This is a genomic window from Bradyrhizobium sp. T-1 (genome assembly GCF_053592855.1).
In genome coordinates this window covers 6,367,727-6,394,724 of the sequence record NZ_CM132115.1, presented here as the reverse complement: position 1 = coordinate 6,394,724, position 26,998 = coordinate 6,367,727, and the positions used below count along the sequence as shown (strand labels likewise).

Annotated in this window: 25 protein-coding genes; 17 read left to right on the top strand and 8 right to left on the bottom strand. The window is 64.3% G+C overall.

Annotated features, from left to right (window positions below; translation table 11 throughout):
* The gene (locus tag ACWAT4_RS30660; RefSeq protein WP_449728782.1) at positions 1–978 is read right to left on the bottom strand and encodes a LysR family transcriptional regulator; all 978 of its coding nucleotides are present in this window, start codon (positions 976–978) and stop codon (positions 1–3) included.
* A gap of 119 nt (positions 979–1,097) precedes the next feature.
* Between ACWAT4_RS30660 and ACWAT4_RS30655 the strand changes: the two genes are divergently transcribed.
* From ACWAT4_RS30655 to ACWAT4_RS30605, 11 genes are all read left to right on the top strand, one after another.
* On the top strand, positions 1,098–2,135 hold the full coding sequence (locus tag ACWAT4_RS30655; protein WP_212297645.1) for a class 1 fructose-bisphosphatase: 1,038 nt from the start codon (positions 1,098–1,100) through the stop codon (positions 2,133–2,135).
* Positions 2,136–2,147: 12 nt separating this feature from the next.
* Complete coding sequence (locus ACWAT4_RS30650; protein ID WP_449728781.1) at positions 2,148–3,023, top strand: phosphoribulokinase; 876 nt, start codon at positions 2,148–2,150, stop codon at positions 3,021–3,023.
* Between the two features lie 28 nt (positions 3,024–3,051).
* Entirely contained in the window at positions 3,052–5,073 is a 2,022-nt protein-coding gene (gene tkt / locus ACWAT4_RS30645; RefSeq protein WP_449728780.1) for a transketolase, read from the top strand.
* Positions 5,074–5,087: 14 nt separating this feature from the next.
* A complete protein-coding gene (gene fba / locus ACWAT4_RS30640; protein ID WP_212297648.1) occupies positions 5,088–6,173 on the top strand; it encodes a class II fructose-bisphosphate aldolase in 1,086 nt (361 codons plus the stop codon).
* Between the two features lie 31 nt (positions 6,174–6,204).
* Positions 6,205–7,665: a form I ribulose bisphosphate carboxylase large subunit gene (locus ACWAT4_RS30635; protein WP_212297649.1), complete on the top strand. Its 1,461-nt coding sequence runs from the start codon at positions 6,205–6,207 to the stop codon at positions 7,663–7,665.
* A gap of 11 nt (positions 7,666–7,676) precedes the next feature.
* The gene (locus ACWAT4_RS30630) at positions 7,677–8,084 is read left to right on the top strand and encodes a ribulose bisphosphate carboxylase small subunit (RefSeq protein ID WP_212424761.1); all 408 of its coding nucleotides are present in this window, start codon (positions 7,677–7,679) and stop codon (positions 8,082–8,084) included.
* 98 nt (positions 8,085–8,182) lie between these two features.
* Positions 8,183–9,115, top strand: a complete 933-nt coding sequence (gene cbbX, locus ACWAT4_RS30625; protein WP_212297651.1) for a CbbX protein — start codon at positions 8,183–8,185, stop codon at positions 9,113–9,115.
* Complete coding sequence (gene rpe, locus ACWAT4_RS30620; RefSeq protein WP_449728779.1) at positions 9,112–9,843, top strand: ribulose-phosphate 3-epimerase; 732 nt, start codon at positions 9,112–9,114, stop codon at positions 9,841–9,843. Before cbbX ends, rpe begins: the two co-directional genes overlap by 4 nt.
* A 178-nt stretch (positions 9,844–10,021) precedes the next feature.
* Positions 10,022–11,173 (top strand): FIST signal transduction protein, encoded by a 1,152-nt coding sequence (locus ACWAT4_RS30615; RefSeq protein ID WP_449728778.1) that lies wholly within the window; start codon positions 10,022–10,024, stop codon positions 11,171–11,173.
* Positions 11,170–13,047 carry a putative bifunctional diguanylate cyclase/phosphodiesterase gene (locus ACWAT4_RS30610; RefSeq protein ID WP_449728776.1) on the top strand — a complete coding sequence of 626 codons (1,878 nt, stop codon included), beginning with the start codon at positions 11,170–11,172 and terminating at the stop codon, positions 13,045–13,047. Before ACWAT4_RS30615 ends, ACWAT4_RS30610 begins: the two co-directional genes overlap by 4 nt.
* A 175-nt stretch (positions 13,048–13,222) precedes the next feature.
* Positions 13,223–13,435: a hypothetical protein gene (locus ACWAT4_RS30605; protein WP_212297655.1), complete on the top strand. Its 213-nt coding sequence runs from the start codon at positions 13,223–13,225 to the stop codon at positions 13,433–13,435.
* A 22-nt stretch (positions 13,436–13,457) separates the two neighbouring features.
* Here the strand turns inward: ACWAT4_RS30605 and ACWAT4_RS30600 are convergent, their stop codons facing one another.
* On the bottom strand, positions 13,458–14,294 hold the full coding sequence (locus ACWAT4_RS30600) for a universal stress protein (protein WP_212297656.1): 837 nt from the start codon (positions 14,292–14,294) through the stop codon (positions 13,458–13,460).
* A 212-nt stretch (positions 14,295–14,506) separates the two neighbouring features.
* Here ACWAT4_RS30600 and ACWAT4_RS30595 point away from each other — a divergent pair, with 212 nt between their 5' ends.
* Both ACWAT4_RS30595 and ACWAT4_RS30590 read left to right on the top strand, forming a co-directional pair.
* Entirely contained in the window at positions 14,507–16,054 is a 1,548-nt protein-coding gene (locus tag ACWAT4_RS30595) for a Do family serine endopeptidase (RefSeq protein WP_212424767.1), read from the top strand.
* A 264-nt stretch (positions 16,055–16,318) separates the two neighbouring features.
* Positions 16,319–16,681 (top strand): hypothetical protein, encoded by a 363-nt coding sequence (locus tag ACWAT4_RS30590; RefSeq protein ID WP_212298046.1) that lies wholly within the window; start codon positions 16,319–16,321, stop codon positions 16,679–16,681.
* A 10-nt stretch (positions 16,682–16,691) separates the two neighbouring features.
* On the opposite strand, the gene ACWAT4_RS30585 is transcribed toward ACWAT4_RS30590, so the two are convergent.
* Positions 16,692–16,961 (bottom strand): DUF6496 domain-containing protein, encoded by a 270-nt coding sequence (locus ACWAT4_RS30585; protein WP_212297658.1) that lies wholly within the window; start codon positions 16,959–16,961, stop codon positions 16,692–16,694.
* Positions 16,962–17,030: 69 nt separating this feature from the next.
* Complete coding sequence (locus ACWAT4_RS30580) at positions 17,031–17,225, bottom strand: DUF3072 domain-containing protein (RefSeq protein ID WP_200472691.1); 195 nt, start codon at positions 17,223–17,225, stop codon at positions 17,031–17,033.
* A gap of 115 nt (positions 17,226–17,340) precedes the next feature.
* On the opposite strand from ACWAT4_RS30580, the gene ACWAT4_RS30575 reads away from it, so the two are divergent.
* From ACWAT4_RS30575 to ACWAT4_RS30565, 3 genes are read left to right on the top strand one after another with little or no spacing between them, the layout of a single operon-like run.
* Positions 17,341–17,562, top strand: a complete 222-nt coding sequence (locus tag ACWAT4_RS30575) for a hypothetical protein (RefSeq protein ID WP_449731287.1) — start codon at positions 17,341–17,343, stop codon at positions 17,560–17,562.
* 34 nt (positions 17,563–17,596) lie between these two features.
* Positions 17,597–17,806 carry a hypothetical protein gene (locus ACWAT4_RS30570; RefSeq protein ID WP_212297659.1) on the top strand — a complete coding sequence of 70 codons (210 nt, stop codon included), beginning with the start codon at positions 17,597–17,599 and terminating at the stop codon, positions 17,804–17,806.
* Between the two features lie 35 nt (positions 17,807–17,841).
* On the top strand, positions 17,842–18,042 hold the full coding sequence (locus ACWAT4_RS30565; protein WP_449728775.1) for a hypothetical protein: 201 nt from the start codon (positions 17,842–17,844) through the stop codon (positions 18,040–18,042).
* Positions 18,043–18,121: 79 nt separating this feature from the next.
* Here the strand turns inward: ACWAT4_RS30565 and ACWAT4_RS30560 are convergent, their stop codons facing one another.
* Together ACWAT4_RS30560 and ACWAT4_RS30555 are read right to left on the bottom strand one after the other, a co-directional pair.
* On the bottom strand, positions 18,122–18,355 hold the full coding sequence (locus ACWAT4_RS30560; RefSeq protein ID WP_212297661.1) for a hypothetical protein: 234 nt from the start codon (positions 18,353–18,355) through the stop codon (positions 18,122–18,124).
* A gap of 93 nt (positions 18,356–18,448) precedes the next feature.
* A complete protein-coding gene (locus ACWAT4_RS30555; protein WP_249149058.1) occupies positions 18,449–18,655 on the bottom strand; it encodes a hypothetical protein in 207 nt (68 codons plus the stop codon).
* A 205-nt stretch (positions 18,656–18,860) separates the two neighbouring features.
* Between ACWAT4_RS30555 and ACWAT4_RS30550 the strand changes: the two genes are divergently transcribed.
* Positions 18,861–19,082, top strand: coding sequence for a hypothetical protein (locus ACWAT4_RS30550; protein ID WP_212297663.1), 222 nt, complete (start codon positions 18,861–18,863; stop codon positions 19,080–19,082).
* On the opposite strand, the gene ACWAT4_RS30545 is transcribed toward ACWAT4_RS30550, so the two are convergent.
* Together ACWAT4_RS30545 and ACWAT4_RS30540 are read right to left on the bottom strand one after the other, a co-directional pair.
* Positions 19,079–20,572: a sensor histidine kinase gene (locus tag ACWAT4_RS30545; protein WP_449728774.1), complete on the bottom strand. Its 1,494-nt coding sequence runs from the start codon at positions 20,570–20,572 to the stop codon at positions 19,079–19,081. The genes ACWAT4_RS30550 and ACWAT4_RS30545 overlap by 4 nt on opposite strands.
* A gap of 14 nt (positions 20,573–20,586) precedes the next feature.
* Positions 20,587–26,883, bottom strand: coding sequence for a HAMP domain-containing protein (locus ACWAT4_RS30540; protein WP_212297665.1), 6,297 nt, complete (start codon positions 26,881–26,883; stop codon positions 20,587–20,589).
* Between the last annotated feature and the right edge of the window lie 115 nt (positions 26,884–26,998).

Below are 26,998 nucleotides of genomic sequence, written 5' to 3'. Positions count from 1 at the left end.
CTATCGCTCGCCGAAATCGGGCACCTCGGGCAGATAGTTCGAGCCTTCCGATCCGAGGAAGTCGAACATCGCCTGCGCCGGCGGCAGCAGCACCTTGTCGCTGCGGCGGATCACGTACCATTGCCGCACGATCGGCAGGCCCGCGACGTCGAGCACGATCAGGCGGCCTTCCGCCAGTTCGTGCGCAACTGTGTGTGCCGAGATGAAGGCGATGCCGAGACCTGCGATGACCGCCTGCTTGATGGTCTCGTTGCTGCTCATCTCCATGCCGATGATCGGCTCGAGATCCGACTTCTGGAACATCCCCTCCATCAGCGTGCGCGTGCCCGAGCCGGGTTCTCGGGTGAGGAAGGTCTCGTGCACGAGATCGGTCAGGCTGAGGCCTGAATCCTTTTCCAGCCAGTGACCCTTGCGTGCGACGATGATGTGCGGATTGCGCCCGAGCTGACGCACGTCGACGCTGACATCGGCCGGCGGCCGACCCATCACCGCGAAGTCGAGGTCGTAGCCGTGCATGGCCTCGCGGATCTCCTCGCGGTTGCCGATGGTGAGCTTGATCTCGATCTTCGGTGAGCGCTTGGAGAAGGCCGCGATCGCGTGCGGCACGAAATATTTCGCGGTCGACACTGCGCCAAGATGCACCGTGCCGCCGGTCTTCCCGGCAAGAAGGTCAAGCGCGCCCTGGCAGTCCGTGATCGCGGCTTCGACGCGCTCGGCGAGCGCCAGCACCTCGCGGCCTGCTTCGGTCAACAGCATGCCGTCGCCGGTCCGCTGCACCAAGGGCAGGCCGGCGAGGTCCTGAAGCTGCCGGAGCTGCTGGGTCACGGCCGGCTGCGTCAGCCCGAGCTGGGTCGACGCCGCGGTGACGCTGCCCTTGGCCGACAGTGCCGCAAGCGACCGTAGCTGCCGGATCGTCAGATGCCGGAGCTGAGCCGCCGCATGGCCGGAGCCATTATAAGAAAAATCTTTGACGCTCATTATGATTAGAAATTTTCCTTATTAAGTGCGCCCTGTCAATCTCCTGATGCCGGGACTGACCGCACCGACCTCCAGAGGGGAGGGAACTGGATGCGGCGCCCGCAAGGGGATGAACGCAGATGACCGGGCAACTCAGGCTGGATGACCACCTTCAACGGTATTCCGAGACGGCGCCGCACGCGCTGGCGGTGGCCGCTGCAGTCGATGCCATCGCGGCGGCTGCGATCGAGATCGCCGACCTCATCGCCACCGGCGATCTTGCGGATGCCTCGGGCCTGACCACGGGCCGCAACAGCGACGGCGACGTCCAGCGCGATCTCGACGTGCAGGCCGATGCGATCCTGCGCCGCTGCCTGAGCAGGCAGCCGATCGCCGCGCTCGCCTCGGAGGAGATGCGCGAGCCTCAGATCTGCGACCGCGAAGCAAAGATCTGCGTTGCGATCGACCCGCTGGATGGCTCCTCCAACATCGACATCAACATGACCGTCGGCACGATCTTCTCGATCCTGCCTTCGCTCGATGATCTCTCTCTCGCCTTCCATCAGCGCGGGTCGGCGCAGCTCGCGGCAGGGTTCATCACCTATGGTCCGCAGGTCTCGCTGGTGCTGACGCTCGGCGAGGGTGTCGACATCTTCACCCTCGACCGCAAGTCCGGCTGTTTCCGTCTGGCGCGGAGCGGCGTGCAAATCTCCGAGGCCAGCGAGGAGTTCGCAATCAACGCCTCCAACCGCCGCCATTGGGATGCACCGGTGCGAGCCTTTGTCGACGAGTGCCTCGCCGGTGTCGACGGGCCCGCCAACCACAATTTCAACATGCGCTGGATCGGCTCGCTGGTGGCGGAAGCCTATCGCATCCTGACCCGCGGCGGCGTGTTCCTCTATCCGTCTGATGCGCGGCCTGGTTACGGCGACGGCCGCCTGCGTCTCGTCTACGAGGCGCACCCGATGGCCATGATCATCGAGCAGGCCGGCGGCTCGGCCTCCACCGGCCGCGAGCGCATCCTCGATCTCTCAGCGCAAACCCTGCACCAGCGCGTGCCGCTGATCATGGGTTCCAGCAATGAGGTGCGGCGCGTCGCCGAACTGCATTGTGATCCGCTGCTGGTTGCCAGCGTCTCCGCACCGCTGTTCGCGCGTCGCGGCTTCTTCCGGCTGTGAGGGAGGTGACCCATGTCCAGGAAGCATCCGATTATCTCGATCACCGGCTCCTCCGGCGCCGGCACGACCTCGGTCAAGAAGACGTTTGAGCAGATCTTCTTCCGCGAGAAGGTCAACGCCGTCTACATCGAGGGCGACGCCTTTCATCGCTACGACCGCGCCGAGATGCGCGCGCAGATGGCGACGGAGGCCGAGCGCGGCAACAAGCACTTCAGCCATTTCAGCCCCGAGACCAATCTGTTCGAGGAACTCGAGCGGGCCTTTCGCGACTACGGCGAGACGGGCTCCGCGACGACGCGGCACTATGTGCATGATGCCGAGGAATCCGCATTGCATGGCGCGGCGCCAGGCACTTTCACCGAATGGGAGCGGCTGCCGAAGAACTCGGACCTGTTGTTCTACGAGGGCCTGCACGGGGCCGTCGTCACGGACAGGGTGAATGTTGCGCGCTATGCCGACCTCAAGATCGGCGTCGTGCCCGTCATCAATCTGGAATGGATCCAAAAGCTGCACCGTGACCGTAGCGCGCGCGGCTATTCGACCGAGGCCGTCACCGACACCATTCTGCGGCGGATGCCGGATTACATCCACTACATCTGCCCGCAATTCACCGAGACCGACATCAACTTCCAGCGCGTGCCGACGGTGGACACCTCCAATCCGTTCATTGCGCGCTGGATCCCGACGCCGGACGAATCGATGGTCGTGATCCGGTTCAAGAACCCGCGGGGCATCGATTTCCCTTATTTGCTGTCGATGTTGCCGCACAGCTTCATGTCGCGCGCGAACTCGATCGTTTGCCCGGGTGCGAAGCTCGATTTGGCCATGCAGCTGATCCTGACGCCGCTGATCATGCAGCTGATCGAGCGCAAGCGGAGCCTGAAGTGATCCGCAAGACCAACAATTGGAGGATCCGATGAATATTTCGGTTCATGCCGACGCCGACCTCACGGCAGTCGCGCACAGCGATCTCGCCAACGCCGTCCGCTTCCTCGCGGTCGATGCCATCGAGACCTCGCAGTCCGGACATCCCGGCCTGCCCATGGGCATGGCCGACGTCGCGACCGTGCTGTTCTCGCGCTTCCTCAAATTCGACTCGGCGCACCCGAACTGGCCGGATCGCGACCGCTTCGTGCTGTCGGCGGGCCATGGCTCGATGCTGCTCTATGCGCTGCTGCATCTGACCGGCGGCGATGTCAGTCTCGACGATATCAAGGCCTTCCGGCAATGGGGCTCGAAGACACCGGGCCATCCGGAATACGGCCACACGCCTGGTGTCGAGACCACCACCGGTCCGCTCGGACAGGGCATTGCAACGGCGGTCGGCATGGCGCTCGCCGAGCGCATGGCCAACGCGCGTCATGGCGATGGCCTCGTCGATCACTTCACTTATGTGATCGCCGGCGACGGCTGCCTGATGGAGGGCATCAGCCAGGAGGCGATCTCGCTCGCGGGCCATCTCGGGCTTGGCCGCCTCATCGTGCTGTTCGACGACAACGGCATCTCCATCGATGGGCCGACGTCGCTTGCGACATCCGATGACCAGCTCGCGCGCTTTGCCGCGTCCGGCTGGTCGGTGCGGCGCGTCGACGGACACGACCCCGAAGCCGTTGCGCAGGCGATCGCGGAAGAGCGCGACACCGCAAAACCGTCGCTGATCGCCTGTCGCACCATCATCGGCTACGGCGCGCCGGACCGGCAGGGCACCGAGAAGGCGCATGGCGCGCCGCTCGGCACCGAGCAGGCCGCAGCAGCGCGGCGGACGCTGGGCTGGGACTACCAACCTTTCGTCGTGCCGATTCCCGTCGCGAAGGCGTGGCGAATGATTGGGCAGCGCGGGCAGGTCGAGCGTCTCGCCTGGCTCGACCGCTATGAAGATGCGACACCGGAGCAACGCGAGCTGTTCATCGAGGGCAAGCCGGTTGCCCTGCCGAACGCCTATGCCCAGGCCTCGGCGAAATTGCGCGAGCGATTTGCCACCGAGCGCCCCAAGCTCGCGACGCGGCAGGCCTCGCAACAGGTGCTCGACGGCATCGCGGCAACGATCCCCGGATTTGTCGGCGGCTCAGCTGATCTGACCCATTCGAACCTGACGCATGCCAAGGCACAAGCGCCCGTCCGACGTGATGCATTCGCCGGTGACTACATTCACTACGGCATCCGCGAGCACGGCATGGCCGCCGCAATGAACGGCCTCGCTCTCCACGGTGGCTTCATTCCCTATGGCGGCACGTTCCTCGCATTCTCCGACTACAGCCGGCCGGCGATCCGCCTCGCGGCCCTGATGCGGCTGCGCGTCATCCATGTGATGACGCACGATTCCATTGGGCTCGGCGAAGACGGCCCGACGCATCAGCCGGTCGAGCACCTCGCGGCGCTGCGCGTCATTCCCAACTTGCTGGTGTTCCGCCCCGCAGACGCGGTCGAGACGTTGGAGGCCTGGGACTGCGCGCTCGAAGCGAAGAATCGTCCTTCCGTGCTTTGTCTATCGCGTCAGGCGCTGCCGACCTTCCGCAGCGACGTCCGCGGCAGGAATCGCGTTGCGCGGGGTGCCTATCTGATCGTCTCGCCGGACGGCGGCCGCGATGTCACGCTGATGGCAACGGGCTCGGAAGTCTCGATCGCGCTGGAAGCTGCACGCCTGCTCGCGACCGAGCACGTTCGTGCGGCTGTGGTGTCCGCGCCGTGCTTCGCGCTGTTCGAGGAGCAGCCGGACGATTATCGCGCGGCCGTTCTCGGCGCCGCGCCCCGGGTCGGCATCGAAGCCGCGGTCGCTGGCGACTGGCATCGCTGGATCGGCGCTGACGGCGAGTTCGTCGGCATGCGCGGCTTCGGCGCCTCGGCGCCGGCGCCGGTGCTCTACCGGGAATTCGGCATCACGCCGCAAAGCGTTGCCGAAGCCGCTCGCCGGGCAATCGCCCGCGTCCGCAAGCCATAACAGGAGGACTCTTCGTGGCCCGTATCACCCTTCGCCAACTGCTCGATCACGCCGCCGGCCATGGCTACGCGGTGCCGGCGTTCAATATCAACAACATGGAGCAGGGCATCGCGATCATGCAGGCGGCGGCCGAGGTCGACGCGCCGGTCATCATCCAGGCCTCGCGCGGCGCGCGCAGCTATGCCGGCGATCTCATGCTGTCGCACATGATCGACGCGCTGGAGCGGACCTATCCCGACATCCCCCTGTGCATGCACCAGGACCACGGAAATGACGAGGCGACCTGTGCCTCCGCCATTGCCCACGGCTTTACCTCGGTGATGATGGACGGCTCGCTCAAGGCCGATGCCAAGACCGCGGCGGATTACGACTACAACGTCGCCATCACCCGCCGCGTCGTCGATCTCGCCCATTGGACCGGCGCCTCTGTCGAAGGCGAGCTCGGGGTGCTCGGCTCGCTCGAGCATGGCGGCGGCGAGCAGGAGGACGGGCATGGCGTCGAGGGCAAGGTCAGCCACGACCAGCTCCTGACCGATCCCGACCAGGCCGTCGATTTCGTCCGCGCCACCAAGGTGGATGCACTCGCGATCGCGATGGGCACCTCGCACGGCGCCTACAAGTTCAGTCGCAAGCCCGACGGTGACATCCTGGCGATGCGGGTGGTCGAGGAGATCCACCGCCGGCTGCCGAACACGCATCTGGTGATGCATGGCTCATCCTCCGTGCCGCAGCCGCTGCAGGACATGTTCAACCAGTTCGGCGGCGAGATGCCGCAGACTTGGGGCGTGCCAGTCGAAGAAATCGTCCGTGGCATCAAAAGCGGCGTGCGCAAGGTCAACATTGATACCGATTGCCGCCTGGCGATGACCGCAGTGTTTCGGAAAGTGGCTGCGCAATCGCGCTCCGAGTTCGATCCGCGCAAGTTCTTGAAACCCGCGATGGATGCGATGCGCGAGCTATGCCGCGACCGTTTCGAGCAGTTCGGCACTGCGGGCAACGCCAGCAAGATCAAGGTCGTTCCCTTGAGTGAGATGGCACGGCGCTACCGTACCGGCGAGCTCGATCCGCGCACCGGCGCGCGCGAGCCGGTCGCAGCCTAATCATTCAGAGAGAGAAGAGCAGGAGAGAGCCATGAATGCACATGCAGGAACCGTCCGCGGCAAGGAGCGCTATCGATCGGGCACGATGGAATACGCGCGCATGGGCTATTGGGAGCCCGAATACACGCCGAAGGACACCGACGTCATCGCCCTGTTCCGCGTGACGCCGCAGGAAGGTGTCGACCCGATCGAGGCGTCGGCGGCCGTGGCCGGCGAATCCTCGACCGCGACCTGGACGGTGGTTTGGACCGATCGTCTGACGGCGGCCGAGAAATATCGCGCGAAGTGCTACCGCGTCGATCCGGTGCCGGGCACGCCGGGCTCGTATTTCGCCTATATCGCCTATGACCTCGACCTGTTCGAGCCGGGTTCGATCGCGAACCTCTCGGCGTCCATCATCGGCAATGTGTTCGGCTTCAAGCCGCTCAAGGCGCTGCGCCTGGAGGACATGCGCTTCCCGGTCGCCTATGTGAAGACGTTCCAGGGGCCGGCGACCGGCATCGTGGTCGAGCGCGAGCGGCTCGACAAATTCGGCCGGCCGCTGCTGGGCGCAACGGTCAAACCGAAGCTCGGGCTTTCGGGCCGCAATTACGGCCGCGTCGTCTACGAGGCGCTGAAGGGCGGACTCGATTTCACCAAGGACGACGAGAACATCAACTCGCAGCCCTTCATGCACTGGCGCGACCGCTTCCTCTATTGCATGGAGGCGGTGAACCGCGCGCAGGCAGCCTCAGGCGAGGTGAAGGGCACCTACCTGAACATCACTGCAGGCACGATGGAGGACATGTACGAGCGCGCCGAATTCGCCAAGGAGCTCGGGTCGTGCATCGTCATGATCGACCTCGTGATCGGCTACACCGCGATCCAGTCGATGGCCAAGTGGGCGCGCCGCAACGACATGATCCTGCATCTGCATCGCGCCGGTCACTCGACCTATACGCGGCAGAAGAGCCATGGCGTGTCGTTCCGCGTCATCGCCAAGTGGATGCGGCTCGCGGGCGTCGACCACATCCATGCCGGCACGGTGGTCGGCAAGCTGGAAGGCGATCCCAACACCACGCGCGGCTACTACGACGTCTGCCGCGAGGATTTCAATCCGACCAAGCTCGAGCATGGCCTGTTCTTCGACCAGTCCTGGGCGAGCCTGAACAAGATGATGCCGGTGGCGTCCGGCGGCATCCATGCCGGCCAGATGCATCAGCTGCTCGATCTGCTCGGCGAGGACGTCGTGCTGCAATTCGGCGGTGGCACCATCGGTCATCCCATGGGCATTGCGGCCGGCGCGATCGCCAACCGCGTGGCGCTGGAAGCGATGATCCTCGCCCGCAACGAGGGGCGTGACTACGTCCACGAGGGTCCGGAGATCCTCGCCAAGGCGGCGCAGACCTGCACGCCGCTGAAGTCGGCGCTCGAGGTCTGGAAGGACGTGACTTTCAACTATCAATCCACCGACACGCCGGACTTCGTGCCGACCGCGCTCGAAACCGTTTGAGGAGATGCAGCATGAAACTCACTCAGGGTTGCTTTTCGTTCCTGCCTGATCTCACCGACGACCAGATCACCAAGCAGGTGCAGTACTGCCTTGGCAACGGCTGGGCGGTGAACATCGAATTCACCGATGATCCGCATCCCCGCAATACCTATTGGGAGATGTGGGGTTTGCCGATGTTCGATCTCCAGGACGCCGCCGGCGTGATGATGGAGCTCGCGGAGTGCCGCAGGGTGTATGGCGACCGCTACATCCGCATCAGCGGATTCGATTCCAGCCACGGTTGGGAATCGGTGCGGATCTCCTTCCTGGTCAACCGCCCGCCGCAGGAGGCCGAGTTCGAGCTGGTGCGGCAGGAGGTCGGCGGCCGCGCGATCCGGTACAGCACGGTTCGCAAGGTGGCCACTCACGCCCCGCAATAGCCATTCTTCTCCGCGCGGAGCGCTCCCTGCTCCGTATCCTTGGCGGACCACTGCTTCGCCGCTTCCCCCGCGGCGAAGCTCTTTTCTTCGAGGTGCCGATGCTCGACGTTCCCCACGCGACGACCGCAGAAAGCAACGAGACCAGTTTCGATCTCCGCAAGGAGGCCGAGGCAGCCGGGATTACCGACACGCTGCAACAGCTCGAGCGGGAATTGATCGGGCTCAAGCCGGTCAAGAACCGCGTGCGCCAGATCGCCTCGCTGCTGCTGATCGAACGCATCCGGCAGCGTGCCGGCCTGGCATCGGCGCCACCGACACTGCACATGTCGTTCACCGGAAATCCCGGCACCGGCAAGACCACGGTGGCGCTGCGCATGGCAAAGATCCTGCACGGCCTCGGCTTTGTGCGGCGCGGGCAGGTGATCTCGGTGACGCGTGACGATCTCGTCGGGCAATATATCGGCCACACCGCGCCGAAGACGAAGGAGATCCTGAAGAAGGCGATGGGAGGCGTGCTGTTCATCGACGAGGCCTATTACCTGCACCGCCCCGACAACGAGCGCGACTACGGCCAGGAGGCGATCGAGATCCTGCTCCAGGTGATGGAGAACCAGCGTGAGGACCTCGTCGTGATCCTCGCCGGCTACGGCGAGCGGATGACGAGCTTCTTCGCTTCCAATCCCGGTTTCCGCTCGCGCATCGCTCATCACATCGAATTTCCGGATTATGCGGAAGCCGAGCTGCTGGTGATCGCCGAGCTGATGCTGAAAGAGCGCGGCTATCGCTTCTCGAAGGCGGCTCGCGAGGCTTTTGAGAGGTACATCGCATTGCGCCGGACGCAGCCGTTCTTCTCCAACGCGCGCTCGATCCGCAATGCTGTCGACCGCATCCGCCTGCGGCAGGCCGATCGCCTGGTGTCCGATCTTGATCGCATGCTCGATGTCGCCGATCTTGAAACGATTGATCCCGCTGATGTCCTGGCGAGCCGCGTCTTCAGCGGCGGCGCTGACGCGCGGAGTGTCAAGCCATGACCCGGGAGATCATCATCGCTCCTTCGATCCTGGCCGCTGATTTTGCGCGCCTCGGTGAAGAGGTGACCGCGATTGACACAGCTGGGGCCGATTGGATCCATTGCGACGTGATGGACGGGCACTTCGTTCCGAACATCAGCTTTGGCGCCGATGTCATCAAATCGATCCGGCCGCTGACGAAGAAGACCTTCGACGTGCATTTGATGATCGCACCTGTTGATCCCTATCTGGAGGCGTTCGCGAAGGCGGGAGCCGATGTCATCACTGTGCATGCCGAGGCGGGCGCGCATCTCGATCGTTCGTTGCAGGCGATCCGTGCGCTCGGCAAGAAGGCGGGTGTCAGCCTGTGCCCCGCGACGCCCGAAAGCGCGATCGAATATGTGCTCGATCGTCTCGATTTGGTGCTGGTGATGACGGTCAACCCGGGCTTCGGCGGCCAGTCCTTCCTCGAATCCCAACTCGAGAAGATCGCGCGGCTGCGGAGCATGATCGGCGAGCGGCCGATCCGGCTCGAGGTCGATGGCGGCGTCACGCGCGACAATGCGGCGGCGGTTGCCGCCGCAGGCGCAGATACGCTTGTGGCGGGTTCCGCTGTGTTTCGGGGCAAGAGCAACGCCGACTATGCCGACAACATCGCTGCCATTCGCGTTGCGGCAGAGTCCGGCCGGGTTCCGCGTGAAAGTTCCGTGCAGCCGGGACGTGCCGGCGAACGCGTGCGGGCCCGCTAGATTACGGACGCATTGCGCGTGCACGGGACAGTTCCCCGCGGTCCTACGGAGAATCGATCGCAAATCGGCAACAGCCTTCATGCCGGGGTAACCAACGGTCGTGAAGCAGGTGCCCGATTAACGGCGGCGCAATGCGCCGCGACACAATCTGTGGTTCAAGGACTGCAGAGAGTGTGGGATGCAGATTCAATATCGTCACTGGAATGCAGCTCATGGCTGGCGCGGAGCGAACGCCCTGCGCGAGCCTGCCCAGCTCGTGCTTTATTTCGGCAGTCGGCAGGGGCTGGCCAGCGGAGCGCGCTATCGCGAGCTGCGTGGTCTTTATCCCGATAGTCACATCGTGGGATGCAGCACCGGTGGACAGATCCATGGCGACGACATCAGTGACGATGAAGTGGTCGCTGTGGCCCTGCGTTTCGCGCATACGCAGGTGCGAGTGGTGAACGAAGTCATCGAATCGCGCGAGACGTCGCGGGCTTGCGGCGCCCGCCTCGCCCGCCAGGTGATGGCGGAGGATCTGGCGGGGCTGTTCGTTCTGTCCGACGGATTGAGCGTGAACGGCTCGGAGCTGCTTGCCGGCATGACCGAGTTGCTTGGGCCGAATTTGCCCGTCACCGGCGGCCTTGCCGGCGACGGTGCTCAGTTCGAGCAGACATTGGTGGGGGCTGATGGTGAGCCTTTGCAGAACCGCGTTGCTGCAGTCGGATTCTATGGCAATTCCTTTCGTTTCACGCATGGCTGCGCCGGTGGTTGGGACGTGTTCGGCCCACGGCGCAAGGTGACGAAGTCGAACGGCCCGGTGGTCGAGGAACTCGACGGCAGTCCGCCGCTGGATCTCTACACGCGGTATCTCGGCGAGGAAGAGGTCGCGGCGATGCCCGGCTCGGGCCTTGCGTTTCCGTTGCGTATCCACGACGAGTCCGAGCCCGACCGGCAGATCGTGCGTTCCGTCTTCGCCGTGGACCACAGTGCCCGCACGCTGACGTTTGCGGCCGACATTCCGGAAGGGTGCACCGCACAGCTGATGCGCGCCAATTTCGACAGTCTCGCGGCAGGCGCGGGCGAAGCGGGCCGGCAGGCGCGCCGCGCACTTGCAGACGAGATCGCAGGCGACAAGCTTGCGATCCTGGTGAGCTGCACCGGCCGTCGCAAGGTCATGGGGCAGCGCACGCAGGATGAGCTCGACGCGGTTGCCGCCGAACTCGGCGACGACGTCACCCGTATCGGCTTCTATTCTTACGGCGAGATCGCGCCTCCGGTGGCCTCCGGTCGCTGCGAGCTGCACAACCAGACCATGACGGTCACGATGATCGCGGAGGCGGCGGCGTGACCACGCATCGCCTGTTGGCAAGGCAGATCAGGCAGGCGACGGACGAGACCGGGCAGGTCGACCTGACCAGGCTCGGCGAGCTTGTCAGCGCGGCTTATGAGGAGAGCGACGGCGATCGCCGGCGCACCGACCGCGCAATCAAGCTGATGATCGAGGAGCTCGAGCAGACGCACAAGCGCGCCGAGCAGGACCTGTTGCGCGCGCGCGAATTTCTCGACAGCATCATCGAGAACATCCCGATCGCGGTGTTCGCAAAGGACGCGAAAGATTCGCGGTACATCCTGCTCAACCGGGCCGGCGAAGACTATTACGGCATGCCCCGCGAGGAGATGCTGGGGAGGACTCCGGAGCAGATTTTTCCCGACGACATTGCCCGCGTCGTCAACGAGCAGGACCGACGTGTGGTCGATAGCGGCACCCCGATGTTCCTGGAAGGGCATGTGCTCGAGGTCGGCGTCAAGGGCCACGATCGCGTCGTCAATTCGCGCAAACTGCTGATCAGAGACAGCAACGGCGCAGCACAATATCTGGTCGGCGTGATCGAGGACGTCACCGAGCGGATCACGAACGAAGCGCGGATTAGTCATCTCGCCTACCATGACGCGTTGACCGACCTGCCGAACCGCAGCGCTTTCAACGCGGCGCTGGACGAGCGGCTCGAGCGGGCTCAGGAAGCCTCGACCAGCTTTGCCGTCCTCAGCCTGGATCTCGACCGCTTCAAGGATGTCAACGACGTGTTCGGTCACCCCGTCGGCGACATGATGATGCGGGCGGCCGCCGATCGTCTTGTCGCGGAGGCCGATTGCGCTTTCGTCGCCCGCATCGGCGGCGACGAGTTCATGATCCTGATGCCCGATGACATCAGGCGTGAAGACGTGCTCTCGCTCGCCGAGCGTCTGGTCGAGGCGATCGGCAAAGAGCTCGAGGTCGACGATTATCTTTCCCATGTCGGCCTCAGTGTCGGCATCGCGGTCTATCCGGACGATGGCGTCGATGCGGCGACCCTGCTTGCGAACGCCGATTCGGCGCTCTATCGCGCCAAGCGCGAGGGCCGGGCCAGGGTTTGCTTCTTCGAAACCGCGATGGACCGCGAGCTGCGCGATCGCAGGCTGTTGCAGCACGATCTGCGCCACGCGCTCGAGCAGAACCAGTTTCAGGTCTACTTCCAGCCGCAGGCGCGAATGGACGGAGAAATCATCGGCTTCGAGGCGCTGTTGCGCTGGAACCATCCGATGCGGGGCTTTGTGCCACCCGACCAGTTCATTCCGCTTGCCGAGGAGAACGGGCAGATCATCGAGATCGGTGAATGGGTGTTGCGTGAGGCCTGCCGCGAGGCGGCGTCGTGGCCGCGGCCATTGCAGGTTGCGGTCAACCTGTCTCCGATCCAGTTCCAGGCCGGCGACCTCGAGCGCTCCATCCACCAGATCCTGCTGGAGACGGGGCTCGCGCCGATGCGGCTCGAGGTCGAGATCACCGAGGGCGTGCTGATCGGCGATTTCACGCGCGCGCTCAATCTGCTGCGGCGGCTGAAGGCGCTCGGCATCCGCATCGCGATGGATGATTTCGGGACAGGGTACTCATCGCTGTCCTATCTGCAGTCGTTTCCGTTCGACAAGATCAAGATCGATCGCAGCTTCATTCTGAACCTCGAGGCAACGCCGCAATCGGCCGAGATCGTCCGCGCGGTTCTGAGTCTGGCCCACGCCCTGCACATTCCGGTCGTCGCGGAAGGGGTGGAGACGGAGGCGCAGCGCGCCTTCCTGGAGCGCGAGGCTTGCGAGGAGATGCAGGGCTATCTGATCGGGCGGCCCGAACCAATCGAACAGTATTCGAATTTGATCGGCATCAACGTCGAACGCCGCCGCTACGCATAAAATTGCACTGCAAGTTCCACGATCGGTTCGCCGACAGGAACTATCGCGCATCTGCGCCTTTAAAAAAAGTTAACCTGAGTTGGGCGGCCGTGCGCTCAAAAAATGTTTTGCACAACTGCCATCGGCGTGACGTAAATGAGGGCAATAAGCCCGAGTGAGTACGAGGGAGGGTCTGATGGAAAACGTACGTCGCTACCGCGCGCTGGCGTCCCTCTGTCGTCAGCAGGCGGCCTATCGGCCGCTCCAGAACTGGCAGTTGCTAGGCCAAGCCGAGCATTTCGAATATCTCGCCGAGATGGCGCTGAAAGCGCATTTTGATGCGTGCAATGCACAACGCGAGGACGATGCCGTTGCAGCCGCGGCATGGGAGGCCCCTGCCGCAGCGTAAGGGTGTGACCGTTCCGCCTTCGCTAATGCGACATAAGCGTCGGGATCGTCATGGCTTCCAGCATGGCGCGGGTGACACCGCCGAGAAAGCGCTCCTGCAGGCGGGAGTGGCCGTACCCGCCCATCACCAGCAGATCGAGGTTCTCGTCAGCCGCCAGTGACAGGATGGTCGGCTGGATATCGGCGCGCGTGGCCGACAGGCTGACGGCACGGGTCGACAGGCCGCGCCGTCCGAGATGCTTGGCGAGATTGTTCGCCGAGACGTCGCCGGGGACGGTCTCAGCCTCGTTGATCGCAATGATCACGATTTGCTCGGCGCGCGCCAGAAATGTCGCTGCATCGCGCAACGCGCGCGCCGCGACGCGGCTGCCGTCCCAGCAGATCCCGATCCGGTTTGCCTTGAAGGCTCCGCGGAACGTATAGGGCAGGAACAGGACCGGGCCACCGGCCTGAAACAGGATCTCGCGGGGCACGTCGTTGTCGAACGAGACCTGCTCGGGATCCGGCTGAAGCACGACGCTGAGGTCGTGAAGCCGCGCCATCTCGCCGAGCGAGCCGGCTGCGTCCACCGGAATCGCGCCGAGCGCACGACAGGTGTAGGAAATGTCGGCGCGCGCCGCTTCGCTCTTGAACACCGCAAGCGCCGCCTCGGCCCGCTCAACCGCGCGCTCGCGTTCCATCTCGAACACGGCCGCTACGGCAGCGCCGCCTTCCATCACATAAGCCGCGCTGCTTGCGACATAGCCGATCGCGACAGCATCGACATGGGCATTGAGGTTGGCTGCGAGCGAGATCGAGCCATCGACCACGGCGCGCATCGGCCGCTCGGTCGGGACGTGGACGAGAATGTCTTTGTACATGGCGGCGCCTCCAATGGACATCATTCGATTTGTCCAGCTTTTCACGGCGCGCAGGGCTCGCGTTGAGCTGCATCAAATGCACCGCGAGGATCATGCCTGCGTCCGCTGGACGCACCTTTCTTTGCCAAGATTTAATCGCGTGGACGGGACGCCGTAAGGTGACGACGTCCATGTTGGGTGCAGGGCGACTTACCCAACATGGACATTTCGACATGATCGATCGCGTCAATTCCGACACCACCAAGACCCGTACAATTCTGAAGCCGCGTCGGCTGGCGCTGCTTGGCACCGTGGCCGCGCTTGGCATCGCCGTGCTGGCTGCCTCTCCGGCCTCAACGCCGTTCGGCGTCACCTCCCTGATCTCGCCTGCGCAGGCCGCTGAGGGGACTGCGACGCCGCCGGGCTTCGGCGACCTCGTCAGCAAGGTCAAGCCGGCCGTCATCTCGGTCCGGGTGAAGATCGACCAGGACAACGACAAGAGCGCAATGCTGCAACAGAACCGGATGGATCAGGACGAGAATTCCCCGTTCGACCAGTTCTCGCGGGAGTTCGGGTTCCGCTTTCCGGGTGGCATGAACGGCATGCCGCGCCAGCGTCACCAGATGATCACGGGCGAGGGGTCCGGCTTCTTCATCTCGGCCGACGGTTATGCCGTGACCAACAACCATGTCGTCGACCATGCCGAGTCCGTGCAGGTGACGACAGACGACGGCACGATCTACACCGCGAAAGTGGTCGGTACTGATCCGAAGACCGATCTCGCGCTGATCAAGGTCGACGGCAAGAAGGACTTTCCGTTCGTCAAATTCGCTGACCAGAAGGCGCGGATCGGCGATTGGGTGGTTGCGGTCGGCAATCCCTTCGGCCTCGGCGGCACCGTGACCGCCGGCATTGTCTCGGCGAACGGCCGCGACATCGGCAATGGTCCCTATGACGACTTCATCCAGATTGATGCACCGATCAACAAGGGCAATTCCGGCGGTCCGGCCTTCGACATGAACGGCAACGTAATTGGCGTGAACACCGCGATCTTCTCGCCGTCGGGCGGCTCGGTCGGCATCGGCTTCGACATTCCGGCCTCGACCGCAAAGCTCGTCATCGCGCAGCTGAAGGACAAGGGGGCCGTTACCCGCGGCTGGCTCGGCGTGCAGGTGCAGCCGGTGACTGCGGAGATCGCCGATAGTCTTGGCCTGAAGGCGGCACGCGGCGCGATCGTGGACAACCCGCAGGATGGTAGCCCGGCGGCGAGGGCCGGCATCGAGGCGGGCGACGTCATCACCGCCGTCAACGGCACCGCGATCAAGGACTCCCGCGATCTCGCCCGCACCATCGCCACGCTGGCGCCGGGTACGTCCGTGAAGCTCGACGTCGTCCACAAGGGCGACACCAAGACGGTGACGCTCGCGCTCGGCGAACTGCCGAACGAGCGGCAAGCCAAAGGAGGCGACAAGGCTGACGACGGCAAGACGCAGCAGGCCCCCGGCACGCCGCGCCTCGGCCTCAGCCTGGCGCCGGCTGGCGACGTCCAGGGGGCCGGGCAGAAGGGCGTCGTGGTGACCGAGGTCGACCCGCAGGGGCCGGCGGCGCAGCACGGCATCCAGACCGGCGACGTCATCCTCAATGTCGGCGGCAAGGCGGTCGCCAATGTCGGCGACGTCCGTTCCGAGCTGGCGCAGGCCAAATCGTCCGGCAAGAGCAGCGTGCTGTTGCAGGTGAAGAACGCGGAGGCGACCCGGTTCGTCGCGGTGCCGCTCGCCTGATCGCTCAATCCTGCAGCAAATTCAAAAGGCGGCCCGCGGGCCGCCTTTTTCGTGCGCGACCGCGAGATACCCACAGGGCACCGATAACATTCTCGTTAACGGCAGCAATGATGACAGGTTCGTCCGAAAAAGCCGCGTTCGCTCGTCAGACTTCGGAATCGCTTTGGCGGCAATGACGGCGCCGAGGCAGTTGCAGGAGTGGAACTTCGGACGTCCGGCTGCTTTGTGGAACCGGCCGGTGGTCCGCATTTGATCGGTGCCGACATGGATCGATTGAAGCTCTCGCTGAAGCTTGCGCTGCTCGCGGCGCCGCTCGTGATGTCGACCGGAAGTGCCCTGGGACGCGATGACGGCCGCTTCGCCGACTCACCGCTGAAGCCCTGGTTCGATAGCCTGCGCAGCCATCTCGGTCCGTGCTGCTCGGACGCCGACGGCGTTGCCGTGGCCGATCCTGATTGGGACTCCCATAATGGTCATTATCGGGTCCGTATCGATGGGGAGTGGGTCGATGTCCCCGACGAAGCCGTGATCACTGAGCCGAACCGCGCCGGTCGCACCATGGTCTGGCCGGTCAAGACGGCGTTCGGCGTTTCGATCCGCTGCTTCATGCCCGGCAGCATGATCTGACAGGTCGGCGCTATCGCTTGGTGGATTTGCGCTTCGAGCTCTTTTTCTTGGTGGTCTTTTTCTTGGACGTCTTTCGCTTCGACGACTTCTTCGGGACCTTCTTGCCCTTCTTGCGCGCCTCAGAGAGGCCGATCGCAATCGCCTGCTTGCGGCTCTTCACGGGTCCGCCGCGACCGCCCCGTCCGCTCTTGGCGGTGCCTTTCTTGTAACGCCGCATCTCGCGCTCGACATCATCGCCGGAGCTGCGCGAATAGCGGCGCTTCTTTGCCTTGCGTGCCATCAACTCTCTCCCTTGACCTCGGAAGAGAACAGGAGGGCTGACGCAACGTTCCAAAAGCTGCCGCGCGCCTCAGAATGAGTTCGCGAGCTCGATCTCCGCCTCCAGCACCTGGATGCGGCGCGCGGCTTCGGCAGAGGACAAGCCTCGATCATATTGCGCCGGCTGGTAAGCCTCTTCGCTCAGCCGTTTCAGCCGCAGCCCCTGCGCCCGGGTCATCTGCTCCATGAGAAAAGCCTTGGCGTCGTATTTACCCTGAACCTGCATGTTCGTTCTCCGTCCTGAATTCGTGGCTTGACTATATGTTCTTATTTTGTTCTAACAAGCCATGGACAACAGAATTAATGAAATTCGACGTAAAATCAGCGCCTTGAGGCTGGAGATGGCCGATGTGGAGGCGTCTGTACGCGATCTCATCAACCGTGATCGCGACTGCACCGAACGGGCTCGGGCGCAGATGGATCTGCGCCGGAAAATCAACCTGTTGATCGGCGAATGGAAGGCTGCAGGCGGGGGCGAAGTATTGCCCGATATTCGCGACCGCGTGCGTCTTCGTCCCTTGAAGAACGAGATCGGGCCGGCCGGTGTGGCCGCGCGCCGCTGAGATAGGTCACGCACGCGGCAGAGGGAGGCGGGCGGTGGAGGAAGACCCGGACACCTACCGGATCCTGAAGCTGCGCGCCGAGATCCTTGAATTGGGCTCCGCGATCCGGCAATTGCAGCGTGAGGGTCTCGATGATGCAGCGGCCCAACTGCTGATCGCGCGCAAGCGGGCCCAGCTCGATCAACTCGTGAAGACGGGCTCCGCAGGCAGCGGCCTGAACATCACTGACATCCGACGCAGCTAAAGCGGTCGCGCAACGCGACATGCCGGAGCTCGTCCATGCCGGATGCCGAAATGGCCGCCCTGCTGCGAGCGGTTCTTGATGAAGTCTGCGCGGAAATTCCTCTGTCGGATACGACGACGCGCGAGCGTGTCGCTGCGAGGCTGCGTAAGGCCGCACAGACAAATCGCCACGCCGTGCAAGATCTGCGACAGGTCGCGCGTGACGCTCTGATCCGTGCACCGACGATGTGGCGCTAGAGCTCCGCTGCCGGCGCGACGTGGCTGTCGCAAAAAGCCCCGCGTGGCCGCGGGGCTCCTCATTGCGGTGAACCCGTCCTTACTTGCTCATTCCGTTCTGGGGCTTGGTCATGCTGCCGCCCTGATCGCTGCCGGGGCCGGCTCCGCCCTGTCCGGACGCGTCGGGCGGAACGGTCTTCTTCATGTTGGCGCCCGTCGTGGTCTGCGACATGGAGGCGTGGTGCTTCTTGTGCGACTTTGCTTCAGCCGCGAACGGCGCGGCGGCAAGGCCGGTTGCCAACATCACGGCAAGAGCGAGCTTGATCGTCTTCATGTGGGGAACTCCCTGAGTTGAATTGACGCAGGCAGCCAACCGCCATTTGTCCCAGGAGTTCCGAACAAAGCGTCGGATCGTTTCGCGTGCGATTCAAGATTCCTTGTCTTCGTCGAGGATGAACACGACGCCCGTCAGCGTTGAGCCGATGGCAAACGTCGTCACCATCGTGCCGACAAAAACCAACGCAGCCGCACTGCCGCCGTGGCTCAGCAGTTCTGCGACCGCAGGATTGGCCAGAATGAGCGCGAGTGTGAAGATCAGACCGAGTGCCGCACCCATCATTGCATGCGTCATCATCTTGATGACGCCTGTGGGAGAGATCAGGCCTGGCCACCTATTTGGCGACTTTTTTGCGCGCATGGAACTGCCGATCGATCTGGCATGCAAACGCGCGCGGTGATCGCGGGTTCCATTTCGCCTAAAGGAATTGTCATCAGCCGCTTCATCCGGCGTTCATGCCCAACTTGCGAGGATGAACACCATCAACACGGGAACATTCGCTATGGGTAAGGTGGTCTTTCTCTATCGCTCGCTGGCCTACCGTAATGCGGCGGCCGACATGTTGCGCAAGGCGCGCAAGCTGCCGCGCGGTGTGGAGCGCAGCGCGGCCCGCCGCTACGCGACCGCGTTGCGCGACCTCGCGCAAACGGAAGCCTGGCTCGAAGGGCGTGTCGCTGACGAACCGCGGCCGATGCTACGGCTGAGGGTGGCTGCGTCGCGCTAACCCGATGCGCGCTGGAGTTCGGGAGAGGTGCTGGCCTCGAACTTGTCCTGCGCCGCCGACGTTGCCGCGCTCTTGCGCGTCAGCGGCACCTCGAGACGGCACACCAGGCCCTCTGAACGCCAATCGAATTGCGCCTGTCCGCCGAGCTGGGATTCGACGCTGGCGAGCAGGCTTCTCGTTCCGAAGCCGCGCGACTTTGGTATCCTGACCAGCGGCCCTCCGGTCTCCTCCCAGGTCAGCGTGAGAAGATCGTTCTCGGCCTGCCAGCCGATCGCGAGCCGCCCCGATCTGGTCGAGAGCGCGCCGTACTTCGCCGAATTGGTGAAGAGCTCATGCAACGCCAGAGCGAGCGTCTGGGCGGTCGTGGGCAGCAATTGAACTTCGGGACCCGCCAGCCTGATCTGCCCGCCGGGCGAATAGGGGGCAAGCTCTTCATCGATCAGCTTGGAGAGCTCGGCGCCCTGCCAGCTCGACAACGACAGGATCGTGTGCACGCGCGCGAGGGCATTGATGCGCCCTTCGACTGCATGGACATAGGCCTTCACCTCGTCGGCGCGGGTGAGGCGCACGATCGACTGCGCCAGCGCCAGCGCATTCTTGGCGCGGTGATCGACTTCGCGCGCCAGCAGATTCTGCCGTTCCTCGGCGCGCTTGCGTTCGGTGATGTCGACGGTGACGCCACTCACCCGCACCACGCGGCCGCCCGGATCCACCGTCGCGGCCGCCGTGCCGACGCACCAGCGCACCTCGCCATCGGGCCGGCACACGCGAAACTCTCCTTCATAGGCGTGCGCGCCGGTACTGAACGCGGCAATCGCCTGGCCGAATTGAGCGACGTCATCCGGGTGCAGCAGCGCCTGGATATTGGCCGAGCTGACGTTGAACGTCTCCGGCGTCACGCCGAAAATGCGGTACTGTCCCTCGTCCCACATCCAGTCGCCGTTAACCCAGTCCCAGTCCCACGACCCCATCTTGCCGGCCGCAATCGCCATGCTGCGCCGCTCTTCACTCTCGCGCAGCTTCGCCGTGGAATTCTCCAGCTCTGCCGTGCGGGCGCGAACGCGGTCCTCGAGATCCTGGTTCAGCCGTTCGAGCTCTCGCGTCTTGCGATAGAGCTCGGCAAACACCTTGACCTTGGCGCGCAGCACTTCCGGCACGACGGGCACGGGGACGTAATCGACCGCGCCCATCTCGTAGCCGCGCAGACGGTCGATGTCGCTGACTTGAATCGCCGAGATGAAGATCATCGCGGTCTTCTGGAAGCGCGGATGCTCGCGGATCATCGCTGCGAGCTCGAAGCCGTCGAGCTCGGGCATGCAGACGTCGACGAGGATCACCGCGATTTCCGTCTTGAGCAGCACCTCCAGCGCCTCGCGGCCGGACGAGGCGATCACGAGGTTCTCGCCGAGTTCCTTCAGGATCACCTCGTAGGCAAGCAGCTTCGCCGGCTGGTCGTCGACGAGGAGGATGTTGACCTTTTCGTGGTCCATTCTCGGATCCAAGCTCAACGGTGCAGCCACATGCGGATCGCAAGCAGCAATTGATCGGTGTTGACGGGTTTGGCGAGGTAGTCAGACGCGCCGGCTTCCAGGCATTTTTCGCGGTCGCCCTTCATCGCCTTCGCCGTCAGCGCGATGATCGGCAGGCGCAGGAAGGCCGGGTTCTCCCGGATCACGCCGATGGTCTGGTAGCCATCCATCTGCGGCATCATGATGTCCATCAGCACGATGGCGATTTCCGGGTTGGATTCGACCAGCGTCACCGCCTCGCGGCCGGTGGTTGCCGTCAGCACCTTCATGCCGCGCCGTTCCAGCACGCTCGACAGCGCGAAGATGTTACGGGCGTCGTCGTCGACCAGCAGTGCGGTCTTGCCGATCAGATCCTCATCGGAACTGTTCAGCTTCTCCAGCATGCGCTGTTTCTCGACCGGCAGTTCCGTGATCACGCGATGCAGGAACAGCGCGGTCTCGTCGAGCAGGCGTTCGGGCGATTCCACGCCCTTGACCACGATGCTGCGCGCCATGGTGTGGAGCTCGGCATCCTCCTCCGCCGAGAGCTCGCGCCCGGTGAACACCACCACGGGAACGTTCGACAGCGTGTCGTCGCGGCGGATCTGCTCCAGCACCTCGAAGCCGCTCATGTCGGGCAGCCGGAGGTCGAGCACCACGCAGTCGCACGGTGCCTCGCGCAGGGTCGAAAGCGCGCCGGCGCCGGTGTCGGTGGTCACGATCTCGATGTCGTCGTGATGCAGCAGCTCGCGGATCGACAGCTGCTCGGCTTCGTTGTCCTCGACGATCAGCAGCCGCTTGCGCCGCGGCCGGGCATATTCCTTGATCTGCGTCAGCGCGGCGGCAACGCCCTCGGTCGTCGTCGGCTTGTTGACGAAGGAGAAGGCGCCGCGGGCGAGCGCATGCTGGCGGTCTTCGTCGAGCGTGATGATCTGCACGGGAATGTGGCGCGTCAGCGGATTGTGCTTGAGCTGGCTCAGCACCGTCCAGCCGAGCATGTCGGGCAGGAAGACGTCGAGCGACACCGCGCGCGGCTGATATTGTTTTGCGAGTTCGAGCGCCTCCGCGCCGCGCGCGGCGACCAGGACCTTGAAACCCTTGTCGCGCGCAAGGTCGACCAGGATGCGCGCATAATGCGGATCGTCCTCGACGATCAGCAGGATGCTGTCACCGGGTTCGAGATTGAGCCGGTCGTCGGGCAACTGCTCGATGACACGTTCGGGCGCCGTTGCGGCCGGCTGCAGGGCCAGCGGCTGGTTGAACTGCTGCGGCGTCGATACCGTGCGCGGCGCCAGCGTCGGGCCGGAATATTTCAGCGGCAGATACAGCGTGAAGGTGGAGCCCTTGCCGGGGGAGCTGCGCAAATGGATTTCGCCGCCGAGCAGGCTTGCGAGCTCGCGGCTGATGGCAAGGCCAAGACCGGTGCCGCCATATTTGCGGCTGGTGCCGGCGTCCGCCTGCTGGAATGCCTCGAAGATCAGCTTCTGCTTCTCCAGGGGAATGCCGATGCCGGTATCGGAGACTTCGAAGGCGATCACGGCCGGCGCGGAGTTCAGCACCGGATGATCCGTGCCCCAGCCGCCGAGCGCGCCGGCGACCTGCAGCCGCACTTCGCCTTCGGCGGTGAACTTGAAGGCGTTGGAGAGCAGGTTCTTCAGCACCTGCTGCAGGCGCTTGGAGTCGGTGACGATGCTGCGCGCGAGGTTCGGATCGACGTCGATCTTGAACGACAGATTGCGGTTCTCGGCCTCATGCCGGAACGGCCGCCCGACCGTCTCGAGCAGGTTGGCGGTGAGAATTTCCTCGGCGTCGACCGTCACCGTGCCGGACTCGATCTTGGAGAGATCGAGAATGTCGCTGATGAGGTTGAGGAGGTCGGTGCCGGCGCCATGGATGGTGCGGGCAAATTCGACCTGCTTGGCGGAAAGATTGCCATCCGGATTGTCGGTGAGCTGCTGTCCGAGGATCAGGATCGAGTTTAGTGGCGTGCGCAGCTCGTGGCTCATATTGGCCAGGAATTCCGACTTGTACTTCGAGGTCAGCGCGAGCTCGGTCGCCTTTTCCTCGAGCGCGCGGCGGGCCTGCTCGATTTCCTGGTTCTTGCGCTCGACCTCGACATTGCGTTCGGCCAGCTGCTGGGCCTTCTGCTCGAGCTGGTCGTTGGTCTGCTGCAATTCGCGCTGCTGGGTCTGGAGCTCTCCGGCGAGCTGCTGCGACTGCTTGAGCAGGCCCTCGGTCTGCATCGTGGCTTCGATCGAGTTGAGCACGATGCCGATCGAGTCGGTGAGCTGCTCCAGGAACGTCATCTGCGAGGTCGTGAACGAGGTGAGCGAGGCGAGCTCGATCACCGCCTTGACCTGGCCCTCGAACAGCACCGGCAGCACCACGAGGTTCTTCGGGGCGACGCGGAGCAGCGCCGAGTTGATGGGTACCACGTCGGCCGGAATGTCCGAGACCACGCGCGGGCGCCGGTCGATTGCACACTGTCCGATCAGGCCGTCACCGAATTGCAGCACGCGCTGATAGGGATAAACACCGTCGCCGGCATAGGAGGCAAGCAGCAGGAGCTGCGGATTGTCCTCGTTCTCGACCTGGTAGATCACGCCGGTATGTGCGTTGACCAGCGGCGACAGCTCCGTCAGCAGCAGCCGTCCGACGGTGGCGAGATCGCGCTGGCCCTGCAGCATGTTGGTGAACTTGGCGAGGTTTGTCTTCAGCCAGTCCTGCTCGGTGTTCACGTCCGTCGTCAGACGGAGGTTCGTGATCATCGTGTTGATGTTGTCTTTCAGCTCGGCCACTTCGCCGCGGGCATCGACCTGGATCGACCGCGTCAAATCGCCTTTGGTCACCGCAGTCGCCACTTCCGCGATCGCGCGCACCTGCGAGGTGAGGTTGGCCGCGAGCAGGTTCACGTTGCCGGTGAGGTCCTTCCAGGTGCCGGCGGCGCCGGGCACGTCGGCCTGGCCACCCAGGCGGCCTTCGACGCCGACTTCGCGCGCCACCGACGTCACCTGGTCGGCGAAGGTCGCGAGTGTCTCAGTCATGTTGTTGATGGTGTCGGCAAGCGCCGCGACCTCGCCCTTGGATTTCACGGTGAGATTTTGCTTCAAATCACCATTGGCGACGGCGGTCACCACCTTGACGATGCCGCGGACCTGCTCGGTGAGGTTCGCCGCCATGAAGTTGACGGTGTCGGTGAGGTCCTTCCACGTGCCGGCCACACCGGGCACCTGGGCCTGACCGCCGAGCTCGCCCTCGGTGCCGACCTCGCGCGCGACGCGGGTGACTTCGCCGGCGAAGGCGTTGAGCTGATCCACCATGGTATTGATGGTGTTTTTCAGCTCGAGGATTTCGCCCTTCACGTCCACGGTGATCTTGCGGGACAAGTCGCCGCGCGCGACCGCGGTCGTCACTTCGGCGATGTTGCGGACCTGCGTGGTGAGGTTCGCGGCCAGGAGGTTGACGTTGTCGGTGAGGTCCTTCCAGGTGCCGCCGACGCCGGGCACGACGGCCTGACCGCCGAGCCGGCCTTCGGTGCCGACCTCGCGCGCCACGCGCGTCACTTCGGCCGCGAAGGAGCGAAGCTGCTCCACCATCGTGTTCAGGGTGTCCTTGAGCAGCAGGATCTCGCCGCGCACGTCCACCGTGATCTTCTTCGAGAGGTCGCCGCCGGCGATCGCGGTCGCGACCTCGGCGATGTTGCGGACCTGGGCCGTCAGGTTCGAGGCCATGAAGTTGACGTTGTCGGTGAGGTCCTTCCAGGTGCCGGCAACGCCCGACACTTCGGCCTGGCCGCCGAGCTTGCCCTCGGTGCCGACCTCGCGCGCCACGCGCGTGACTTCGCCGGCAAACGCGTTGAGCTGGTCCACCATGGTGTTGATGGTGTTTTTCAGCTCGAGGATTTCGCCCTTCACGTCCACGGTGATCTTGCGGGACAGATCGCCGCGCGCCACGGCGGTGGTCACTTCGGCGATGTTGCGGACCTGGGCGGTGAGGTTGCCCGCCATCGAGTTCACGGAGTCGGTCAAATCCTTCCAGGTGCCGGCGACGCCGGGCACGTTGGCCTGGCCGCCGAGACGGCCTTCGGTGCCGACCTCGCGCGCCACACGCGTCACCTCACCCGCGAAACGGTTGAGCTGGTCGACCATCGTATTGAGGGTATCCTTGAGCTGGAGGATCTCGCCGCGGACGTCCACCGTGATCTTGCGCGAGAGGTCGCCGCCGGCGATGGCGGTCGCGACCTCGGCGATGTTGCGGACCTGGGCGGTGAGGTTGCCCGCCATCGAGTTGACGGAGTCGGTCAGATCCTTCCAGGTGCCGGCGACGCCGGGCACGTCGGCCTGGCCGCCGAGCTTGCCGTCGGTGCCGACCTCGCGCGCCACGCGCGTCACTTCGCCGGCGAAGGCGTTGAGCTGGTCGACCATGGTGTTGAGCGTTTCCTTCAGCTGAAGGATTTCGCCCGAGACGTTCACCGTGATCTTCTTCGACAAATCGCCCTTGGCGACCGCGGTCGCGACTTCGGCGATGTTGCGGACCTGGCCGGTCAGGTTCGACGCCATCGAGTTGACGGAGTCCGTCAAGTCTTTCCAGGTGCCGCCGACGCCGCGCACCACGGCCTGACCGCCGAGCTTGCCTTCGGTGCCGACCTCGCGCGCGACGCGCGTGACTTCGCCGGCGAACGCATTGAGCTGGTCCACCATGGTGTTGATGGTGTCCTTCAGCTCCAGAATTTCACCGCGCACGTCCACGGTGATCTTCTTCGACAGGTCGCCGCCGGCGACCGCCGTCGTCACCTCGGCGATGTTACGAACCTGTGCGGTCAGGTTCGACGCCATCGAGTTGACGCTTTCCGTCAGGTCCTTCCAGGTGCCGGCAACGCCGAGCACGTTGGCCTGGCCGCCGAGTCGGCCCTCGGTGCCGACCTCGCGCGCCACGCGCGTCACTTCGCCGGCGAAGGCGTTGAGCTGGTCGACCATGGTGTTGAGCGTTTCCTTCAGCTGAAGGATCTCGCCCGACACGTTCACCGTGATCTTCTTCGACAGATCGCCGCCGGCGATGGCGGTCGCGACGTCGGCGATGTTGCGGACCTGCGCGGTCAGATTCGACGCCATGAAGTTGACGTTGTCGGTGAGGTCCTTCCAGGTGCCGGCGACGCCGGGCACCTGCGCCTGGCCGCCGAGCTTGCCTTCGGTGCCGACCTCGCGCGCCACGCGCGTCACTTCGGAGGCGAAGGAGTTGAGCTGGTCCACCATGGTGTTGATGGTGTCTTTCAGCTCGAGGATTTCGCCGCGCACGTCCACCGTGATCTTGCGGGACAAGTCGCCGCGCGCCACGGCGGTCGTCACGTTGGCGATGTTGCGGACCTGTGCGGTGAGGTTGCCGCACATCGCATTGACGGAGTCGGTCAGATCCTTCCAGGTGCCGGCGACGCCGGGCACGATGGCCTGGCCGCCGAGCTTGCCGTCGGTGCCGACCTCGCGTGCCACGCGCGTCACTTCGGAGGCGAACGAGCGCAGCTGGTCCACCATCGTGTTGATGGCTTCCTTGAGCTGAAGGATCTCGCCGCGGACGTCGACCGTGATCTTCTTCGACAAGTCGCCGTTGGCGACCGCGATCGTCACCTCGGCGATGTTGCGAACCTGGTTGGTCAGGTTGTTCGCCATCGAGTTGACGCTCTCGGTCAGGTCTTTCCAGACGCCGGTCACCTCCGGCACCTGGGCCTGGCCGCCGAGCTTGCCCTCGGTGCCGACCTCGCGCGCGACGCGCGTCACCTCGGAGGTGAACACGCCGAGCTGCTTGATCATCGTGTTGACGATGGTCGCCGATTGCAGGAATTCGCCGCGGAGCGGACGACCCTCGACGTCGAGTTTGACGGTTTGCAGCAGGTCGCCTTGCGCCACGGCCGCGACCGCGCGCGTCACCTCGCGCGTCGGCCACAACAGGTCGTCGATCAGCGTATTGACGGAGCCTTCCATGTCGGCCCAGGAGCCGGAGGCGAGGCCAAACTTCACGCGCTGGCGGGTCTTGCCTTCGCGTCCGACCACTTGGCCGACCAGCTCGAGCTGCTGCGCCATGCGCTGGTTGGCCGCGATGATTTCGTTAAAAGTGTCGGCAATCTTGCCGTCGATGCCGAGATAGTCGCCGCTCATCCGCACCGAGAAATCGCCACTGCGCATCGCCTGGAGCGCAAGGAGCAGTTCGGCCCGGGAATCCGGCTCGGACGTGCCGTTGGGTTTTGGCTTTTGGACGCGACGACCGGAGCGTGATGCTGTTCCGGGATCGAGGTCGCTCATACTGATTCCCCCGCAGGCGTCGGCCGAATCTCAAGGCGTGACGCGAGTGATCAAAATAGAGCGTCAGCCAAATTCGAAATCAAGCGCCAAGGTTGCGACGCGAGGAAATGGAACC

What these genes read in the sequence shown, in the direction of transcription:
- ACWAT4_RS30660 (WP_449728782.1), bottom strand. Translation starts at nt 978, where the DNA reads ATGAGCGTCAAAGATTTTTCTTATAATGGCTCCGGCCATGCGGCGGCT.
- ACWAT4_RS30655 (WP_212297645.1), top strand. Translation starts at nt 1,098, where the DNA reads ATGACCGGGCAACTCAGGCTGGATGACCACCTTCAACGGTATTCCGAG.
- ACWAT4_RS30650 (WP_449728781.1), top strand. Translation starts at nt 2,148, where the DNA reads ATGTCCAGGAAGCATCCGATTATCTCGATCACCGGCTCCTCCGGCGCC.
- tkt (WP_449728780.1), top strand. Translation starts at nt 3,052, where the DNA reads ATGAATATTTCGGTTCATGCCGACGCCGACCTCACGGCAGTCGCGCAC.
- ACWAT4_RS30635 (WP_212297649.1), top strand. Translation starts at nt 6,205, where the DNA reads ATGAATGCACATGCAGGAACCGTCCGCGGCAAGGAGCGCTATCGATCG.
- ACWAT4_RS30630 (WP_212424761.1), top strand. Translation starts at nt 7,677, where the DNA reads ATGAAACTCACTCAGGGTTGCTTTTCGTTCCTGCCTGATCTCACCGAC.
- cbbX (WP_212297651.1), top strand. Translation starts at nt 8,183, where the DNA reads ATGCTCGACGTTCCCCACGCGACGACCGCAGAAAGCAACGAGACCAGT.
- rpe (WP_449728779.1), top strand. Translation starts at nt 9,112, where the DNA reads ATGACCCGGGAGATCATCATCGCTCCTTCGATCCTGGCCGCTGATTTT.
- ACWAT4_RS30615 (WP_449728778.1), top strand. Translation starts at nt 10,022, where the DNA reads ATGCAGATTCAATATCGTCACTGGAATGCAGCTCATGGCTGGCGCGGA.
- ACWAT4_RS30605 (WP_212297655.1), top strand. Translation starts at nt 13,223, where the DNA reads ATGGAAAACGTACGTCGCTACCGCGCGCTGGCGTCCCTCTGTCGTCAG.
- ACWAT4_RS30600 (WP_212297656.1), bottom strand. Translation starts at nt 14,294, where the DNA reads ATGTACAAAGACATTCTCGTCCACGTCCCGACCGAGCGGCCGATGCGC.
- ACWAT4_RS30595 (WP_212424767.1), top strand. Translation starts at nt 14,507, where the DNA reads ATGATCGATCGCGTCAATTCCGACACCACCAAGACCCGTACAATTCTG.
- ACWAT4_RS30590 (WP_212298046.1), top strand. Translation starts at nt 16,319, where the DNA reads ATGGATCGATTGAAGCTCTCGCTGAAGCTTGCGCTGCTCGCGGCGCCG.
- ACWAT4_RS30585 (WP_212297658.1), bottom strand. Translation starts at nt 16,961, where the DNA reads ATGGCACGCAAGGCAAAGAAGCGCCGCTATTCGCGCAGCTCCGGCGAT.
- ACWAT4_RS30580 (WP_200472691.1), bottom strand. Translation starts at nt 17,225, where the DNA reads ATGCAGGTTCAGGGTAAATACGACGCCAAGGCTTTTCTCATGGAGCAG.
- ACWAT4_RS30575 (WP_449731287.1), top strand. Translation starts at nt 17,341, where the DNA reads ATGGCCGATGTGGAGGCGTCTGTACGCGATCTCATCAACCGTGATCGC.
- ACWAT4_RS30565 (WP_449728775.1), top strand. Translation starts at nt 17,842, where the DNA reads ATGCCGGATGCCGAAATGGCCGCCCTGCTGCGAGCGGTTCTTGATGAA.
- ACWAT4_RS30560 (WP_212297661.1), bottom strand. Translation starts at nt 18,355, where the DNA reads ATGAAGACGATCAAGCTCGCTCTTGCCGTGATGTTGGCAACCGGCCTT.
- ACWAT4_RS30555 (WP_249149058.1), bottom strand. Translation starts at nt 18,655, where the DNA reads ATGATGACGCATGCAATGATGGGTGCGGCACTCGGTCTGATCTTCACA.
- ACWAT4_RS30550 (WP_212297663.1), top strand. Translation starts at nt 18,861, where the DNA reads ATGGGTAAGGTGGTCTTTCTCTATCGCTCGCTGGCCTACCGTAATGCG.
- ACWAT4_RS30545 (WP_449728774.1), bottom strand. Translation starts at nt 20,572, where the DNA reads ATGGACCACGAAAAGGTCAACATCCTCCTCGTCGACGACCAGCCGGCG.
- ACWAT4_RS30540 (WP_212297665.1), bottom strand. Translation starts at nt 26,883, where the DNA reads ATGAGCGACCTCGATCCCGGAACAGCATCACGCTCCGGTCGTCGCGTC.